At 72.5% G+C, this 16,230-nt stretch carries 18 protein-coding genes and 1 riboswitch; of the genes, 5 read left to right on the top strand and 13 right to left on the bottom strand.

The features are described from left to right. Positions 1-234: 234 nt before the first annotated feature. Positions 235-567: a protease inhibitor I9 family protein gene (locus ACIRBY_RS21850; protein WP_403902576.1), complete on the top strand. Its 333-nt coding sequence runs from the start codon at positions 235-237 to the stop codon at positions 565-567. A 10-nt stretch (positions 568-577) separates the two neighbouring features. Here the strand turns inward: ACIRBY_RS21850 and ACIRBY_RS21845 are convergent, their stop codons facing one another. Genes ACIRBY_RS21845 through ACIRBY_RS21830 form a run of 4 tightly spaced genes read right to left on the bottom strand, consistent with a single transcriptional unit; the run spans position 578 to position 2,174 of the window. After that, a complete protein-coding gene (locus ACIRBY_RS21845) occupies positions 578-976 on the bottom strand; it encodes a DNA-binding protein (protein ID WP_403902574.1) in 399 nt (132 codons plus the stop codon). Then, positions 973-1,251: a hypothetical protein gene (locus ACIRBY_RS21840; protein WP_403902572.1), complete on the bottom strand. Its 279-nt coding sequence runs from the start codon at positions 1,249-1,251 to the stop codon at positions 973-975. The genes ACIRBY_RS21845 and ACIRBY_RS21840 overlap by 4 nt, the downstream gene beginning before the upstream one ends. Positions 1,252-1,290: 39 nt before the next feature. After that, complete coding sequence (locus ACIRBY_RS21835) at positions 1,291-1,959, bottom strand: hypothetical protein (RefSeq protein WP_403902569.1); 669 nt, start codon at positions 1,957-1,959, stop codon at positions 1,291-1,293. Further along, positions 1,956-2,174 (bottom strand): hypothetical protein, encoded by a 219-nt coding sequence (locus ACIRBY_RS21830; RefSeq protein ID WP_403902566.1) that lies wholly within the window; start codon positions 2,172-2,174, stop codon positions 1,956-1,958. Before ACIRBY_RS21830 ends, ACIRBY_RS21835 begins: the two co-directional genes overlap by 4 nt. 115 nt (positions 2,175-2,289) lie before the next feature. Between ACIRBY_RS21830 and ACIRBY_RS21825 the strand changes: the two genes are divergently transcribed. Together ACIRBY_RS21825 and ACIRBY_RS21820 are read left to right on the top strand one after the other, a co-directional pair. Next, positions 2,290-3,123 carry a Scr1 family TA system antitoxin-like transcriptional regulator gene (locus ACIRBY_RS21825; RefSeq protein ID WP_403902563.1) on the top strand — a complete coding sequence of 278 codons (834 nt, stop codon included), beginning with the start codon at positions 2,290-2,292 and terminating at the stop codon, positions 3,121-3,123. Continuing rightward, positions 3,107-3,361 carry a DUF397 domain-containing protein gene (locus ACIRBY_RS21820; RefSeq protein WP_403902560.1) on the top strand — a complete coding sequence of 85 codons (255 nt, stop codon included), beginning with the start codon at positions 3,107-3,109 and terminating at the stop codon, positions 3,359-3,361. The genes ACIRBY_RS21825 and ACIRBY_RS21820 overlap by 17 nt, the downstream gene beginning before the upstream one ends. A gap of 17 nt (positions 3,362-3,378) precedes the next feature. On the opposite strand, the gene ACIRBY_RS21815 is transcribed toward ACIRBY_RS21820, so the two are convergent. The 8 genes from ACIRBY_RS21815 to thrC all read right to left on the bottom strand — a co-directional run bounded on the left by ACIRBY_RS21815 (position 3,379) and on the right by thrC (position 12,419). Then, on the bottom strand, positions 3,379-5,265 hold the full coding sequence (locus ACIRBY_RS21815; RefSeq protein ID WP_403902557.1) for a CAP domain-containing protein: 1,887 nt from the start codon (positions 5,263-5,265) through the stop codon (positions 3,379-3,381). Between the two features lie 153 nt (positions 5,266-5,418). Then, positions 5,419-6,474: a hypothetical protein gene (locus ACIRBY_RS21810; protein WP_403902554.1), complete on the bottom strand. Its 1,056-nt coding sequence runs from the start codon at positions 6,472-6,474 to the stop codon at positions 5,419-5,421. 85 nt (positions 6,475-6,559) lie between these two features. Further along, entirely contained in the window at positions 6,560-7,300 is a 741-nt protein-coding gene (locus tag ACIRBY_RS21805) for a beta-glucanase (RefSeq protein ID WP_403902552.1), read from the bottom strand. 42 nt (positions 7,301-7,342) lie between these two features. Further along, a complete protein-coding gene (locus ACIRBY_RS21800) occupies positions 7,343-7,957 on the bottom strand; it encodes a phosphoribosylanthranilate isomerase (RefSeq protein ID WP_403902550.1) in 615 nt (204 codons plus the stop codon). A 283-nt stretch (positions 7,958-8,240) separates the two neighbouring features. Beyond that, positions 8,241-9,860 carry a chaperonin GroEL gene (groL, locus tag ACIRBY_RS21795; protein ID WP_042817001.1) on the bottom strand — a complete coding sequence of 540 codons (1,620 nt, stop codon included), beginning with the start codon at positions 9,858-9,860 and terminating at the stop codon, positions 8,241-8,243. A 345-nt stretch (positions 9,861-10,205) separates the two neighbouring features. Next, the gene (locus ACIRBY_RS21790) at positions 10,206-10,412 is read right to left on the bottom strand and encodes a cold-shock protein (protein ID WP_008743607.1); all 207 of its coding nucleotides are present in this window, start codon (positions 10,410-10,412) and stop codon (positions 10,206-10,208) included. Positions 10,413-10,793: 381 nt separating this feature from the next. Next, complete coding sequence (locus ACIRBY_RS21785; protein WP_042816999.1) at positions 10,794-11,072, bottom strand: MoaD/ThiS family protein; 279 nt, start codon at positions 11,070-11,072, stop codon at positions 10,794-10,796. Between the two features lie 36 nt (positions 11,073-11,108). Then, a complete protein-coding gene (thrC, locus tag ACIRBY_RS21780) occupies positions 11,109-12,419 on the bottom strand; it encodes a threonine synthase (RefSeq protein ID WP_403902547.1) in 1,311 nt (436 codons plus the stop codon). Further along, a riboswitch (SAM riboswitch) is annotated at positions 12,413-12,551 on the bottom strand. It overlaps the preceding gene by 7 nt. Positions 12,552-12,756: 205 nt before the next feature. Here thrC and ACIRBY_RS21775 point away from each other — a divergent pair. Then, the gene (locus ACIRBY_RS21775; protein ID WP_403902545.1) at positions 12,757-13,707 is read left to right on the top strand and encodes a glucosyl-3-phosphoglycerate synthase; all 951 of its coding nucleotides are present in this window, start codon (positions 12,757-12,759) and stop codon (positions 13,705-13,707) included. A gap of 90 nt (positions 13,708-13,797) precedes the next feature. Beyond that, complete coding sequence (locus tag ACIRBY_RS21770; RefSeq protein WP_403902543.1) at positions 13,798-15,258, top strand: trehalose-6-phosphate synthase; 1,461 nt, start codon at positions 13,798-13,800, stop codon at positions 15,256-15,258. Positions 15,259-15,328: 70 nt separating this feature from the next. On the opposite strand, the gene otsB is transcribed toward ACIRBY_RS21770, so the two are convergent. Beyond that, positions 15,329-16,183 carry a trehalose-phosphatase gene (gene otsB, locus ACIRBY_RS21765; RefSeq protein WP_403902541.1) on the bottom strand — a complete coding sequence of 285 codons (855 nt, stop codon included), beginning with the start codon at positions 16,181-16,183 and terminating at the stop codon, positions 15,329-15,331. Positions 16,184-16,230 lie beyond the last annotated feature (47 nt).

Below are 16,230 nucleotides of genomic sequence, written 5' to 3'. Positions count from 1 at the left end.
CCCTCCCCGGCCGGCCGACCCCCGCGCACCCCGTCCCGCGCCCGGTGCGGAAACGTCCCTCCCCCTGCCGGGCCCGACCCCCGCACGGCCCGCGCGGCGGCCTGCGGCCCCGCCGAAGTCCACCCGTACGGCCCGCCCCCACCCCGGGGAGCGCGCGGCCGGTGCGCTCCCCGTGCCCCCGCCACGCGCCCGGAGGTCGTTGACCGGCCCCGCCGCACGTGGTGGCCTCGGGCCATGCGCATCCCCCTCCGCCTGGCCCTGCCCGCGGCGGCCGCCGCCCTCGCCGCCCTGGCCCCGTCGGCGGCCGCCGCCCCCGCGGCCGTACGCGAACCCGTACCGCACACGGCGCCGGCCGACGCGTCCTCGTACATCGTCACCGTGCACCGGGGCTTCGACCCGGCCGCCGTCGCCGCCCTGGCCGGCGTCACCCCGGACCACGTCTACCGGCACGCCCTGAACGGCTTCTCGGCCCGCCTCACCCCCGGACAGCTCGCCGCCCTCACGGCGCAGCCGGGCGTGGCCTCCGTCGCCGCGGACGGCACGGCGTCGGGGACGGGAGCCCTTTGACCCGGACGGATCAGACCCGCGCGGCCACCAGGCGGCCGTGTTCGGCGGTGAGCAGCCCGATGTCCTCCACATCGGAGGTCAGCACCGTCACGCGTCCCGGCGGCGCCAAGGCCGTCGCGCACAGCACGGCGTCGATCGCGTACTTGTGACCGTGCAGGCCCGCGCCCCTCAACAAGGCGGCCGCCGACTGTGCGACGGCCTGCCTGACCGGTTCCACGCGCAGGCGCGACAGCGTCCACCTCAGCGCCGCGTCGTTCACCTTCGGATGGATCACCTCGACCAGGACCGCGGCCGACGTGACCACCGGAAGGTCCTCGGCGCGCGCCGCGGTGAGCCACTCGTGCACCTCGGCGTCCCGGCGCACGGCCTTCGCGAGACCCTCGCTGTCCAGCACCAGGGCACCGCTCACGCGGCGGCGCCCGACTCCGGCTCCCGACCCGTGAGCCGGGCGCGCTTGGCGGCCACGCCCCGCGGTTCGGCCGGCCCGTTCACCTCGTCGAAGGCGGCGATCAGCTCGTCCAGGCCGTCCCGCTCGATCTGCCGCTGCGCGGCCCGCTCCAGATAGGCGGAGACCCCGCGCTTGCCCACCCGGTCACGGACGGCCTGCAGAGTGCCGGCCGTGAGCGAAACCGAGGTGCCGCTGCTGGGCCCCTCGCCGGGGAGGAAGCCGCCGTGGTCAGCCATGCCCACTATGGCATTCGGAATGCCGATCGCCCACGGCCCTCACCGCTCCGCCCCGGCGGCCACCCGCAGGAACCCGGCCAGGTCCTCCACGGAGTACCCCAGCTTCGGCCCCCGCTCGGCCGCCATCAGCAGCAGCTGGCCCACGGCCTCCGCACCCCAGCCGTCGCTCCCGTCCGCCGACCACTCCTCCGGCCGCGCGAGGGCCAGGTCCGCCATCAGCAGCCCGTACCCGTCCCGGATCTCCGCACAGGTCGCGGCGACCGCGTCCAGCAGCCGCGCCCCCGGCCGCTCGCACCGCAGCGCGAAGCACCCGTCGGCCTCCTCCGGCACGCACCCCCCGGGTGGCCGCGCCCGCAGCGCCGCGTAGCAAGGGTCGTCCGGCGCCGGGTAGTCGTCCACAGGCCTGTGGACCAGCGTGAACCGGTGCCACCCCGCCGGCGGGGGCGGCTGCGGCCGCCAGGCGGTGAGCCCGAAGGCCTCGTGCACGAGCGCGGTCGCCTCGTCCGCCGACCCGGCCGTCCGCGCCTCGCGCCGCTCCCCGTCGTCCCCGACGGCGGTCCACAGGCCGACATCCGGGTCGAGCCACGCCCGTACGGAGAGCCCCGCGCCCTTGCGCCGCCGGCCGCCGCCGCCCACGGCCGCGTCCAGCCCGCGCAGCCGCCACCCGAGCTCGAACGCGAACTGCGCCGCGTCCACCGGGTCGCTCACGCGCCCGCCCGCTCGTGCAGTACGGCGGCCAGCCGCAGGGCGGTGTCCAGGTTGCAGCGGCCGAGGTCCAGCAGCGGCAGCCCGTACGTCCCGGCCGCCGAGACCCCGTCCACGTCCAGCGAGGGGAACGTGACCCCGACCCCGGCGAGGGACTCCTTCAACTCCCGCACGGCCTCCTCGGCCGCCTGCATCCGCTCCTGGGGCGTGAGCACCATGACATGCCACCTTTCCACTCTGAGTATTCAGCTCCTCTACACAGCGTGGCGATGCCGCGGCTAGCCTTCAAGGTGGGCCACCGCATCAACCGCAGATGTTGGACCGGGAGTTGTCATGCCAGGAAAGAACCTCGACCCCGCCTCACCCCGCGCCCTCCTGGGCGCCGAACTCCGCGTAGCCCGCGAACGCGCCGACATGAGCCAGGCGGGACTGGGCGAGAAGCTGTTCGTCAGCGGCTCGTACGTCGGCCAGATGGAGGCGGGCACGCGCCGCATCACCCCCGAACTCGCCGCGTCGATAGACGGGATCCTCGGGACGAACGGCTTCTTCGCCCGCAACTGCGCGAAGCAGGGGAAGTCCAAGTACCCCGAGCACTTCGTGGAGGCGGCCGAGGCGGAGGCGGAGGCCTTGGCGATCCGGGAGTACGCGCCCCAGCTGATCCCCGGGCTGCTCCAGACGGAGGCCTACGCGCGCGAGATGTTCCGGGCAGGCCATCCGACGGCGCCGGAGTCGGACATCGACGAGCTGGTGGCCAATCGATTGGACCGGGCTGCAGTACTCGCCGACCCAACGAAGCCTCTGTTGTGGTGCGTTCTCGACGAGACCGTCCTACGGCGGGCAGGCGACAGCAAAGCGATGGTGGCCGAGGTCCTGCACCACATCGCCGTTCTGATCCGGCGGCGGCGGATCATCGTTCAGGTGCTCCCATTCAGCGCGGGCATGCACGCAAGCATGGGCGGCTCCCTCAAGCTGATGTCATTCGAGGACGCGCCCCCACTCGCCTACCTTCAAGGCAGCGGAACGGGACAACTGCTGGACGATCCGGCAACGGTCGCCAACTACACCCTGACCTACGATCTGCTCACGGCCAACGCGCTCCCACCGCATAAGTCCCTGGCCTTGATCGAGTCGGTCGCGGAGGATTACGAACATGACCAGCATGCCTGAGTACGACCTCACGACGGCCGTCTGGCACAAGTCCAGCTACAGCGATGCCAGCGGCGGCGACTGCCTGGAGATGGCCACCTGGCGCAAGTCCACCCACAGCAGCGGCGACGGCGGCAACTGCGTCGAGGTCAGTGACGAACACGCCGACGTCGTCCCCGTCCGGGACTCCAAGGTCCCGGACGGTCCTCACCTCGTGTTCCGCGCGCCGGCCTGGGGCGCCTTCGTCGCGACGCTCTGACGGCCCGGCCCCGCACGCTACTGCGGGGCCGCGCTGTTCGGCGGGGCGATGTTGAACGCGCCGTGCCCGGCCCACGCGCCACCCGCACCGCCCGCGTCCCACCACTGCGACCGCACCGACCCGTCGGAGCCGATCCAGAACACGTCCAGGTGACCGTTGTGCTGCACGACGGCGGCGACGGCGGAACTCACGGCCGCGGCACCGGGGGACGCGATGTTGAACGCGCCGTGCCCGGCCCACGCGCCACCCGCACCGCCGCCGTCCCACCACTGCGACCGCACCGACCCGTCGGGCCCGACCCAGAACACGTCCAGATGACCGTCCCGCTGCGAGACGGCGGCTACGGCGGAGCCCTGTGCGGCGATCCCGGGAGGTGCGATGTTGAACGAGCCGTGCGCAGCCCACGCACCACCCGCACCGCCCGCGTCCCACCACTGCGACCGCACCGACCCGTCGGGCCCGGTCCAGAACACGTCCAGATGGCCGTTGTGCTGCACGACGGCGGCGACACCCGAACTCACGCCCGCGGCACCGGGCGAGGCGATGTTGAACGCGCCGTGCGCGGCCCACGCGCCACCCGCACCGCCGCCGTCCCACCACTGCGACCGCACCGAACCGTCGGGCCCGACCCAGAACACGTCCAGATGACCGTCCCGCTGCGAGACGGCGGCTACGGCGGAGCCCTGTGCGGCGATCCCGGGAGGTGCGATGTTGAACGAGCCGTGCGCAGCCCACGCACCACCCGCACTGCCACCGTCCCACCACTGCGACCGCACCGACCCGTCGGGCCCGGTCCAGAACACGTCCAAGTGACCGTTGTGCTGCGAGACGGCCGCGATCCCCGAGCCGAGCGCCGCAGCGCCGGGTGAGGCGATGTTGAAGGAGCTGTGCGCGGCCCACGCGCCACTCGCGCCGACGCCGTCCCACCACTGCGACCGGACCGAGCCGTCAGGGCCGATCCAGAACACGTCGAGATGGCCGTCCCGCTGCGAGACCGCCGTAACGGCCGAACTGACGACGGCACTTCCCGCAGGGGCGATGTTGAACGCGCTGTGCGCGGCCCACGCACCACCCGCACCGCCGCCGTCCCACCACTGCGACCGGACCGAGCCGTCAGGTCCGACCCAGAACACGTCCAGGTGGCCGTCGCGCTGGACGACGGCACTGGTGCCCCGGAAGGGCTGGGTGGGCGCCGGGGGCGGCGGGAGCGGGGGAACCGGGTTGCCGGACGGGATCGCCCGCTGCCCGACGATGTTGCCCCCGGCGGCGTACCGGCACACCAGGATCCACCCGGTGCCGCCGCCCACGGGCACGCCCTCCTTCACGCCGCAACCGATCTGGGTGGTGGGCGACTGGGGGGACATCCACACGATCTGGGAGTAGTGGCCCCAGGCCTTGTAGTTGTTGTCGTCGACGACCGCGTTGTTGTCATGGTCGAACGCGGTCTTCTCGGCCATCCAGCTGTAGTTCACCGAGGGGTCCATCGCCAGCATCGGGCGCGCCGGACCGGGCGAGGAGTTGAGGAGGTTCTCGCCCTCGTTGCCGTTCGTGGCACGGCTGCTGTGGTGGAGCCCGCCGCCCTGGCTGGACGCCGGGTCGTCCGCCCAGGCCTGCGCGTCGCAGGCCAGCTTGGGGCTCCACATGACGGAGGTCGCGGTGAGGCCGGGGTTGTACTTCTGGGCGGCGGCCAGGCGGGCGTCGTTGTGGGCGCGGACGAGGGCGTCGCGGTCGGCCTCACCGATCTGCGAGCCCGTACCGGGCGGAGGCTCGGTCGTGGGGCAGGTGGCGGCCTTGGCCGCGGTCGCCGGGGCGAGGGGGGCGTAGGCGAAGGCGGTCGGCGTGGAGCCCGTCAGGACGAGGCCGCACAGGAGGGCCGCCGAAACTGCGAAGGAGTTCGGTTTCATCGCGCACCTCGATGTGATGCACCGAAGGTCGGAGAGCCGGGATCCCGGGATGCGTTCCGCACGCGTGCGCGCCGGGCATCGACCGGAGTAGGCGATGACCCCATCATCACCCATGTGGGCCAACACCGCCCGTTCAGGCGGGCGGAGGGCCCCTCAGGCGCCCGTGTCCGGCGGCAGCAGGGCGAGCAGGGCCGCCCTGGCGACGGCGCCGCCCGACATGATGCCCGTGTAGCGGCCGGCGTCCGTGAAGGCGATGTAGTCGCCCTCGTCGAGGAGGGCCGCCCGGAGCCAGGCCGCGTCGTCGTCGGTGTGCTCCAGCGCCCGCGTGTGCAGGACGGGGGTGAACAGCGCCAGCAGCCGCGGGACGTCGATCTCCTCGGGCGCGGTGTCGAACCGGTCCAGGCCGCGGGCCAGGAGCTGTTCCTCCAGGAACGGGTTGAGGGCGTCGCGCGGCGGCGGGTGGGTCAGACGGCGCATGCCCTCCAGGCCGAGCTCCTTCATCAGCCGCGCCGACGGCGCCGGCCCCGACGCCTCGGCGAGCCGGACCCCGGTGGCCTGGCCGGCGGCCTCCAGGTACGCCTTGCGCAGGCCCGGGTCGCCGTCCTGGAGGCGCTGGAGGAGGTCGGCCGGGCTCGCCCAGCCGACGAACTGCCCCGGCCTGCCCTGCCGCTGGGCGGTGAAGACGACCACCGCGGGCCGGCCGAGCCGGGCGGCCGCGGAGCACAGGAGCAGCAGCCGGTGCTCCCACCAGGCGTGGCCGTCCTCCAGGTCGACGATGACGACCTCGGTGCCGCGCAGGCCCCGCAGCGAGGTGACGGCCTCGCCCCCGCCGGGGCCGGCCAGGGAGACGCCCTGCTCGGGGACCACGTTCCGGGGGACGGCCAGGCCCCGCCGGGAGCCGGCCGCCGCCGTGAGGGCGATCTTGACGGTGCCCAGTTCGACGGTCCCGCCGCTGGAGGCGACCCCGCTGAGCACCACCAGCAGGACGGGCAGCAGGCTCAGGGCGACGATGGCCAGCAGGACCCACCCGGCCGACACGGTCTCCAGGCCCAGACCGGTCCGCGCGGCGCCCCAGGCGACGGCCAGGACGACCAGCAGGAGGGGGACCAGGAGCACGGCCGCCCGTACGCCGAACGGCCAGAACGCCAGGCCGGACCCCTTGGGCCGGACCGTGGCCTTCGCCCGGGTCGTGCTGCGCGGCGGGTCCACGGCACCCATTATCGGCGGCCCCGCCGACCGCCGCCCGGGGAGCGGGGGAGGGCCCGGGCGGGAAAGGGCCCGGGCGGGGAAGGTCCTACGGCCTGTACACGCGCAGCGCGGAGACCTCGTACGACATCTCCGTCTGGGCGGGGCCCGGCGCCGGGTGGTACCGGCCGGCGGAGACCGACAGGTTGACGATGAGGTACGCCCGCCAGCCGCGGCCCACGCCCCGCCCGTCGGAGAAGACGCGGGCGCCGTTGACCCACCAGACGACGGACCGCCTGCCGAACTCGGTCCTCAGGTCGATCCAGCCCCCGGGGCGGACCGAGGCGTCACGGTAGTAGCGGTGGGCCTCGCGGACGTGGTTGGAGAGTTCCAGCAGGTCGGGGTTGTCGGGGTGGTACTCGAAGACGTCGATCTCCTGGCCGCCGTCGCGCCAGGTCCAGATCGCGGGCCAGGCGCCCGTCTCGGCGGGCAGCCTGACGCGGGCTTCCAGGACGTCACCGGTGCGGACCATGAAGTCCTGGTCACTGCCCTCGGTGGTGAGCAGGCCGGTGTTCCAGTTGCCGTCGGTGCGGCGGGTCGCCCGGAAGGTGCCGCCGCGGCTGTAGGAGGGGTCCTCGACGAGGTGGTCGAGCTTGTTGTCGCCCGGGTTGACCGGGCCGCCGTCGGGATAGGCCCAGGAGCGGCCGGCGACCCATTGGGCGGGGGAGGCGAAGTCGGCGGTGAAGACGGGGGTGCTGCGCGGCGTGAACACCGGCAGGCCCCCGCCGCCGGCTGCGGGGAGGAGGCGGGCGGTCAGGCGCCGCAGCCATCCGGAGTTGTCCGATTCCATGGGGATGTCCTGCCCGCCGTACGGCCCGGCACCCCCGTGTTCTCACACAGAGTAATCATATGATTGCGCGGCGCCGATGAACGCCCGGATGAGGTCGGGGGACTTCACCCCGCGCTCCCGCTCGACCCCGCTGGAGACGTCCACTCCCCAGGCGCCGGTGGCCCCGAGGGCCTCGCGGACGTTGGCCGGATTGAGCCCGCCGGCCAGCAGCCAGCGGCCCTCGGGCGCCGCGAAATCCGCGGAACCCCAGTTCCAGGGCTTGCCGGAGCCGGGGTCGGGGGCGTCGATCAGCAGCAGGTCCTCGCCGTACTCGCCGCAGCGCGCGACGTGCTCGGCGGTGGCGCGCAGGAGGGTGCGGCCGGGCGCGCGGAGCTCCTGGTAGTACGCGGGCGGCTCGTCGCCGTGCAGCTGCACCCCGCGTACGCCGCTCTCCTCCGCGAGCCGGCGCACCTCCTCCAGCGGCTGCCCGCGGAACACCCCGACGGTGAGCACCTCCGCCGGCACCCGCGCGGCCAGCTCGCGCGCCAGGTCGGCCCCGACGGTGCGGGGGCTGTTCGGCGCGAGCACGAACCCGACGGCGCCGGCCCCCGCCTCCACCGCCACGTCGACGTCCTCGGGCGTCTTCAGCCCGCAGATCTTGATGAAGAGCTCGCTCATACCCACAGTCAACCAAAGCCCCCCCTGACGGTGTTGCTCCGTCTCGCAACCCGGGCATGGCGCGCACCCCGCCACTGGACGAGGCACACCACGTTCTGGGGCGGTACGCCACCCGGAGGACCACGGTGACGATCACGGCCGAGCGGGCCACACCCATGGAGACGTCGTCGGCGCCACCGACGTTCGAGTTTCCGAGGACCCCGGAAACGCCCGAGGGCGGCACCCCCTCCGTCCGGAAGGGGTGCCGCCCTCGTTCGAGAACAGCCGATCAGCCAGGGGCCGATCAGAAGTCCATGTCACCGCCCGGCATGCCGCCCGGAGCGGCGGCGGCCTTCTCCGGCTTGTCGGCGATGACGGCCTCGGTGGTCAGGAAGAGCGCGGCGATGGACGCGGCGTTCTGCAGCGCGGAGCGCGTCACCTTCGCCGGGTCGATGATGCCCTCGGCGATCATGTCGACGTACTCGCCCGTGGCGGCGTTCAGACCGTGGCCGACGGCCAGGTTGCGCACCTTCTCCACGACGACGCCGCCCTCGAGACCACCGTTGACGGCGATCTGCTTCAGCGGGGCCTCCAGCGCGAGCTTCACGGCGTTGGCGCCGGTCGCCTCGTCACCCGAGAGCTCCAGCTTCTCGAAGACCGAGGAGGCCTGGAGCAGGGCCACGCCACCGCCGGCGACGATGCCCTCTTCGACGGCCGCCTTGGCGTTGCGGACGGCGTCCTCGATGCGGTGCTTGCGCTCCTTGAGCTCGACCTCGGTCGCGGCACCGGCCTTGATGACGGCCACGCCGCCGGCCAGCTTCGCGAGGCGCTCCTGGAGCTTCTCGCGGTCGTAGTCCGAGTCGGAGTTCTCGATCTCGGCGCGGATCTGGTTGACGCGGCCCTGGACCTGGTCGCTGTCACCGGCACCGTCGACGATGGTGGTCTCGTCCTTGGTGATGACGACCTTGCGGGCGCGGCCGAGCAGGTCGAGACCGGCGTTCTCCAGCTTGAGGCCGACCTCCTCGGAGATGACGGTGCCGCCCGTGAGGATGGCGATGTCGCCGAGCATGGCCTTGCGGCGGTCGCCGAAGCCCGGGGCCTTGACGGCGACGGACTTGAAGGTGCCGCGGATCTTGTTGACGACCAGGGTCGACAGGGCCTCGCCCTCGACGTCCTCGGCGATGATCAGCAGCGGCTTGCCGGACTGCATGACCTTCTCCAGGAGCGGCAGCAGGTCCTTGACCGAGCCGATCTTGGAGTTGACGATCAGGATGTACGGGTCGTCGAGCGACGCCTCCATACGCTCCATGTCGGTGGCGAAGTACGCCGAGATGTAGCCCTTGTCGAAGCGCATGCCCTCGGTGAGCTCCAGCTCCAGACCGAAGGTCTGGGACTCCTCGACGGTGATGACGCCTTCCTTGCCGACCTTGTCCATGGCCTCGGCGATGAGCTCGCCGATCTGGGTGTCGGCGGCCGAGATGGAGGCCGTGGAAGCGATCTGCTCCTTGGTCTCGACATCCTTGGCCTGGGCGAGCAGGGCGGCGGAGACGGCCTCGACGGCCTTCTCGATACCACGCTTGAGGGCCATCGGGTTGGCACCGGCGGCCACGTTGCGCAGACCCTCGCGGACGAGCGCCTGGGCGAGGACGGTGGCGGTGGTCGTACCGTCGCCGGCGACGTCGTCCGTCTTCTTGGCGACTTCCTTGACCAGCTCGGCGCCGATCTTCTCGTACGGGTCCTCGAGCTCGATCTCCTTGGCGATGGAGACGCCGTCGTTGGTGATCGTGGGCGCACCCCACTTCTTCTCAAGGACGACGTTGCGACCCTTGGGGCCAAGGGTGACCTTGACGGCATCGGCGAGCTGGTTCATGCCACGCTCGAGACCGCGCCGGGCCTCCTCGTTGAACGAAATGATCTTGGCCATCTGAAGTGGTCCTCCAGGACTGGGGTTCCCCCCACGCCGCCAGGCGTCAGGGGAGGGTGGATTGCTCCGGACCGCGCCCGCGCCCGCGACGGACGGCCTGCCGACCCGGCGGTTCCTTCCCGCCGGACCCTGCGGGCCTCACCGGCCCGGTCCTCGTCTTGTAGCACTCTCACCCGGAGAGTGCTAACGCCAATGATTAGCACTCGGCCCCCACGAGTGCAAGCGGCTTCGAGCCATGCCGTCCCGGGGCGCCCGTACCGGGACATACGTGAGGGGCCCGCATCCCGTCCGGGATGGGGCCCCTCACGTGTTGGTGCGTGCGTCGGTGGCCGATCGCGCTTCGACTCAGCCGGCCGCGAGCTTGACCATGTCCGCCTGCGGACCCTTCTGGCCCTGCGAGATCTCGAACTCGACCCGCTGACCCTCTTCAAGGGTGCGGTACCCGTCCATCTGGATGGCGCTGTAGTGGACGAACACATCCGCACCACCGTCGACCGCGATGAAGCCGTAGCCCTTCTCCGCGTTGAACCACTTGACGGTGCCCTGAGCCATGCCTAACTCCCCTATTACTGGCCCTTGCGCAGGTCCGCACTTCGCGGACCCGGGTCAGAACTTGCGCCGGAACGCCTCGACCGGGGCTGAATGTATCTGCACCGCTGCTGTCTGCAACAGGTCATTCCGACGAGAAATCTGGACACGCACAAAAGGGGAAATGGGCTGAAAAGTTGGCCTATTCCTGGGCAAGTCGGGCCAGACAACCCGCACCAATGCCCCAAAAGCCACACGCATGTTGACTCAATGTCAACCCTCTCGCAGCCCGTTCATATGCGGCGGGCAAGAACAGCGGAGGGGACTTCCCCAACTCTACCGCGCCCAATCAAGCAGAATTGCCCCCTCCGCTTTTAGCGGAGGGGGCAATTCAGATTCCCGGGGTCAGCAGCCGCCCGCCACGGCGGGGATGATCGAGACGCCGGCGCCGTCCGGCGTCGCCGCCTGCAGGCCGCCCTCGAAGCGCACGTCGTCGTCGTTGACGTAGACGTTCACGAAGCGGCGCAGCTTGCCCTGGTCGTCCAGGACGCGCGCGGCGATGCCCGGGTGGTTCGCCTCAAGCGAGTCGATGACCTCGGCGAGGGTCGCCCCCTCGGCCGGGACCTCGGCGGCGCCGCCGGTGTAGGTGCGCAGGATGGTGGGGATGCGGACGTTGACGCTCATGGCGCTACCGCCTTTCCGTGGAGTGCTGGGGAAGGGTCAGGCCAGGCCGGCGGCGCGGAACGCGTCCAGGCTCGGGCGGATGGTGGCGGTCTGGCCGGAGCCGGCCACCGCCTCCAGGGTCTTGAGGCCGTCACCGGTGTTCAGGACCACGGTGGTCAGCGAGGGGTCGAGCTGCCCGTTCTCGATCAGCTTCTTCGTCACGCCGACGGTCACGCCGCCGGCGGTCTCGGCGAAGATGCCCTCGGTCTGCGCCAGGATCCTGATGGCCTCGACGACCTGCTCGTCGGTGACGTCCTCGACGAAGCCGCCGGTGCGGCGCGCGATGTCGAGCACGTACGGGCCGTCCGCCGGGTTGCCGATGGCCAGGGACTTGGCGATCGTGTTCGGCTTCTGCGGGCGGACCACGTCGTGGCCGGCCTTGAAGGCGGTCGACACCGGGGAGCAGCCCTCGGCCTGGGCGCCGAAGATCTTGTAGGGCTTGTCCTCGACCAGACCGAGCTTGATCAGCTCCTGCAGACCCTTGTCGATCTTGGTGAGCTGCGAGCCGGAGGCGATCGGGATGACGATCTGGTCGGGCAGCCGCCAGCCGAGCTGCTCGCAGATCTCGTACGCCAGGGTCTTGGAGCCCTCGCCGTAGTAGGGGCGCAGGTTGACGTTGACGAAGCCCCAGCCCTCGCCCAGCGGGTCGCCGATGAGCTCGGAGCAGAAGCGGTTGACGTCGTCGTAGTTGCCCTCGATGCCGACCAGGTCGCCGCCGTAGACACCGGCCATGACGACCTTGCCCTGCTCCAGGTCGTGCGGGATGAACACGCAGGAGCGGAAGCCGGCGCGGGCGGCCGCGGCGCCGACGGCGCCGGCCAGGTTGCCGGTGGAGGAGCAGGAGAGGGTGGTGTAGCCGAAGGCGCGGGCGGCCTCGACGGCGATCGCCACGACGCGGTCCTTGAAGGAGTGCGTCGGGTTGCCGGAGTCGTCCTTGACGTACAGCTTGCCGGTGACGCCCAGCTCCTTGGCCAGGTTCGCCGCGTCCACCAGCTTGGTGAAACCGGGGTTCAGGCTGGGCTTGGACGCCACGTCCGCGGGGACGGGCAGCAGCGGCGCGTAGCGCCAGATGTTGTTCGGGCCGGCCTCGATCGCCGCGCGAAGGGCCTCCGGGTCACCGGCCGGCAGCTCGTAGGCGACCTCCAGCGGACCGAAACACTCGACGCAGGCGAAGATGGGGCCGAGCTCGAAGCGGTTACCGCACTCACGACAGGAAAGGCCGGTGGCGGGGCCGAGATCGACGGATCCGGGAGTGGCGGAAGTGGCGACAGTCTGTGCAGCCATGATGGCGAGGCCCTTTCTCCTCATCTTCCCCATGGCGCACTTCGCCATGAGACGGAATTGGCACCTTCCCTAGCCGGGGCCCCGCGCGAGCGAGAACCGACTGGAGGGTTGCCGGGGCTTCAACGGGCCGTGTCCCTCTGCCCCTCTGGATGAGCGGTATGGCACCGGCACACGCGCTCGATGGCGCGCCGGTGCGTTTGTCCGCGAGGACCCCCGGCATGCGGTGGACCTTCGCGTTGTTCAAGACTGTAACCGAAGGGACAGCCGCTTGAGACGGCTGTCCGAACCGCGAGATGGATCACAATTCGGCCCAAATCCGCCGGGTGTGACGCCGCCGCCGAGTGACCAGGGAGTACTGAGGGTGCTGGATGAGGTGGAGCGCTGGCTGGCCGACCGCTCCTGGTCCGCCGCCGACCGACCGCTCGACCAGCTGCTGGAGCGGAAACGGGCGGCCGGGACCACGGTGAGCGTGGTGCTGCCGGCACTCGACGAGGAGGCCACGGTCGGGGAGATCGTCGAGGTGATCCGGCGCGACCTGATCGAGGGCCTGCCGTTCCCCCTGGTGGACGAGCTGGTCGTCGTCGACTCCGGGTCGGGCGACCGTACGGCCGAGGTCGCCGCGAAGGCCGGCGCCCGCGTGGTGCACCGGGACGGGATCCTCCCCCGCATCCCCGCCGTGCGCGGCAAGGGCGAGGTGCTCTGGCGCTCCCTGCTCGCCACCACCGGGGACGTCGTCTGCTTCGTCGACGCCGACCTGCGGGACTTCTCGTCCGCCTTCGTCTCCGGCATCGTCGGCCCGCTGCTGACCGACCCGCAGGTGCAGTTCGTCAAGGCGATGTACGACCGCCCGCTGGGGGACGCCCCCGGCCAGGGCGGACGCGTCACGGAACTGGTGGCCCGCCCCCTCCTCAACCTCCACTGGCCGCAGCTGGCCGGCTTCGTCCAGCCCCTCGGCGGCGAGTACGCCGTACGCCGCTCCCTGCTGGAGCGCCTGCCGTTCCCCGTCGGCTACGGGGTCGAGCTCGGCCTGCTGGTCGACGCCCTGCACACCGTCGGGCTGGACGCGCTGGCCCAGGTCGACGTCGGCGTCCGGCTGCACCGGCACCAGAGCGGGCAGGCACTGGGCCGGATGGCCGCCGCGATCTACCGCACCGCACAGCTGCGGCTCTCGCGCGCCCACCTCGTACGGCCGGAGCTCACCCAGTTCGAGAGGGGGCCGGACGGGTTCGTTCCGCACACCTACCCCGTGGACACCGAGGAGCGGCCGCCGATGCTGGAGATCGAGGAGTACGCGGTCCGGCGCGTGGCGTGAGGCGGAAAGCGGGTCCCCCGTGACCGGTACGTGACGAACCGGTCATTTCCCGGACGTTTGAGCGAGGAGACCCCGGGCTAGGTTCGCGGCATGGCTTCTCAGGTACTCGTCGCCGCCAACCGCGGCCCGCTCTCGTACGCCCTCGCCGCCGACGGCACGCTCAGCGCCCGGCGCGGCGGGGGCGGTCTGGTCTCCGGCCTGTCCGCGGCCCTCGCGGCGCAGCCCGGGGCCCTGTGGATCTGCGCGCCCCTCTCCGACGCCGACCGCGAGGCCGTCCGGCGCGGGGTGTCCGAGCCCGGCGTGCGGATGCTGGACATCGATCCCGCGGTCTACCACGACGCGTACAACGGCATCGCGAACTCGGTGCTCTGGTTCACCCACCACCACCTCTACGACGTCCCGCGCGAACCCGTCTTCGACGCCGAGTTCCGGCGCCGCTGGGACGCGTACACCGCCTACAACCAGGCCTTCGCCGAAGCGCTCGCGCAGGAGGCGGCGGAGGGCGCCCGCGTCCTGGTCCAGGACTACCACCTGGCCCTGGTCCCGGGGGCCCTGCGGGAGCTGCGCCCGGACCTGCGGATCGCGCACTTCACGCACACGCCCTGGGCCTCGGCCGACTTCCTGCACATGCTCCCGGACGACATCCGCAGCCGGCTGGTGTGGGGGATGCTCGGCGCGGACCAGCTGGGCTTCCACACCGCGGCCTGGGCCGCCGCCTTCATCAGCGGCGCCACCTTCGACGACGTCCACGGCGTCGCGGACGGGTTCGTCCCCCGGGAGGACCACCCGGGCGGGGTGCACCACCGCAGGCTGGCGGAGGACGGCCGGTACGGGGAGACCCGCTTCACCGGCGTGGGCCAGTACCCCCTGGGCGTGGACGGGGACGACCTGCGGGCGCTCGCCCACCGCCCGGAGGTCGACGCGAAGCTGGCCGCGCTCCGCGCCGAGGTCGGCGACCGGCGGACCATCGTCCGCGTGGACCGCACGGAACTGTCCAAGAACATCCTGCGCGGCCTGCTCGCCTACCGGGAACTGCTGACCGCCCACCCCGAGTGGCGGGGCCGGGTGGTCCAGCTGGCCTCGGCCTACCCCTCCCGCCAGGACCTGGAGGTCTACCGCAGCTACACGGCCGCCGTCGCGGACCTGGCGGCGGAGATCAACGCGGAGTTCGGGACGGCGGACTGGGAGCCGGTGCTGGTGTCGGTGCAGGACGACTTCGACCGGTCGCTGGCGGCGTACCGGATGGCGGACGTGGCCCTGATCAACCCGGTGCGCGACGGCATGAACCTGGTCGCGAAGGAGATCCCGGTGGTCTCGGAGGCGGGGTGCGTGCTGGTCCTGTCGACGGGGGCGGGGGCGTACGAGGAGCTCCACCAGGACGCGCTGACGGTGAACCCGTACGACGTCACGGCCACGGCCGAAGCCCTGCACGCGGCCCTCTCGATGCCGCAGGAGGAACGCACGGCCCGCACGAAGCGCCTCGCGGCGGCCGCCACGGCCCTCCCCCCGGCGGCCTGGTTCACGGCGCAGCTGGAGGCCCTGGGCGACTGAGGCCGGGCGGGCCGGCCTCAGTCGCCCTCCAGGGGGCGCCGGCCGGCCCGCACCGCGAGCCCCGTACCGCCTACTCCCGCAGCTCGGCCGCCAGCCGGGACAGGAACGCCGCCACCGCGGCCGGGCCCGGGAGGACCAGGTCGGCCCGGGCCGCGAGTTCGGGGACCTCCGCCGAGCCGCTGCACACCAGGAGGCCCGGGAGGCCCTCCGCCCGGCGCTTCTCGACCGCCGCGTACGCCGCGAGGTCGCCCAGGTCGTCCCCCGCGTACAGCACCGGTCCCGCGTCGCGCTCGCGCAGGAACTCCGTCAGGGCGACGCCCTTGTCCATCCCCGGCGGCCGCAGTTCCAGGACGGCCCGGCCCGGCTCGACGATCAGCCCGTGGCGGGCGGCGAGCTCCGCGAGGGGTTTCCGCAGCGCCTCGAACGCGGCCTCGGGGTCCTCCGCCCGCCGGGTGTGGACGGCCAGCGCCTGGCCCTTCTCCTCGATCCAGGTCCCGCGCCACGCCCCGATCGCGTCGAGGAAGCCGGGCAGCTCGGCCCGTACGGCCGCCACCCCGGGGTGTTCGGCGGGGGCGTGCACGACGCCCGTGACGGCGTCCCAGCGTTCGGCCCCGTAGTGGCCGAGGACCACCAGGTGCTCCAGCCCCGGCACGCCGGCGAAGCCGCCGTAGCGGACGGCGACCCCGGCGGGGCGGCCGGTGACCACGGCGACGGCCGCCACCTCGGGGGCCAGCGCGGAGATCGCGGGCACGGCGTCCGGGTGGGCGCGGGCCTGGTCGGGGTCGGGGACGATGTCGGCGAGGGTGCCGTCGAAGTCGAGGGCGACCACGGCTCTGCGGGGTGCGCGGAGGAGGGCCTCGAGTCCCTCGCGTCCGGCGGCGGTGACGGGCACGGGCATCGGCGGGTCGTGCGGATGGCTCCCCATGCGGACGACCCTACCGGCGCGGCCGGGACCCCGCCCAGACCCTCCGG

Source organism: Streptomyces sp. NPDC096136 (assembly GCF_044763325.1).
In the GTDB taxonomy this organism is placed as follows: domain Bacteria; phylum Actinomycetota; class Actinomycetes; order Streptomycetales; family Streptomycetaceae; genus Streptomyces.
Note: the sequence above shows the minus strand (reverse complement) of the source record. Positions and strands in the feature narration are given on the sequence as shown.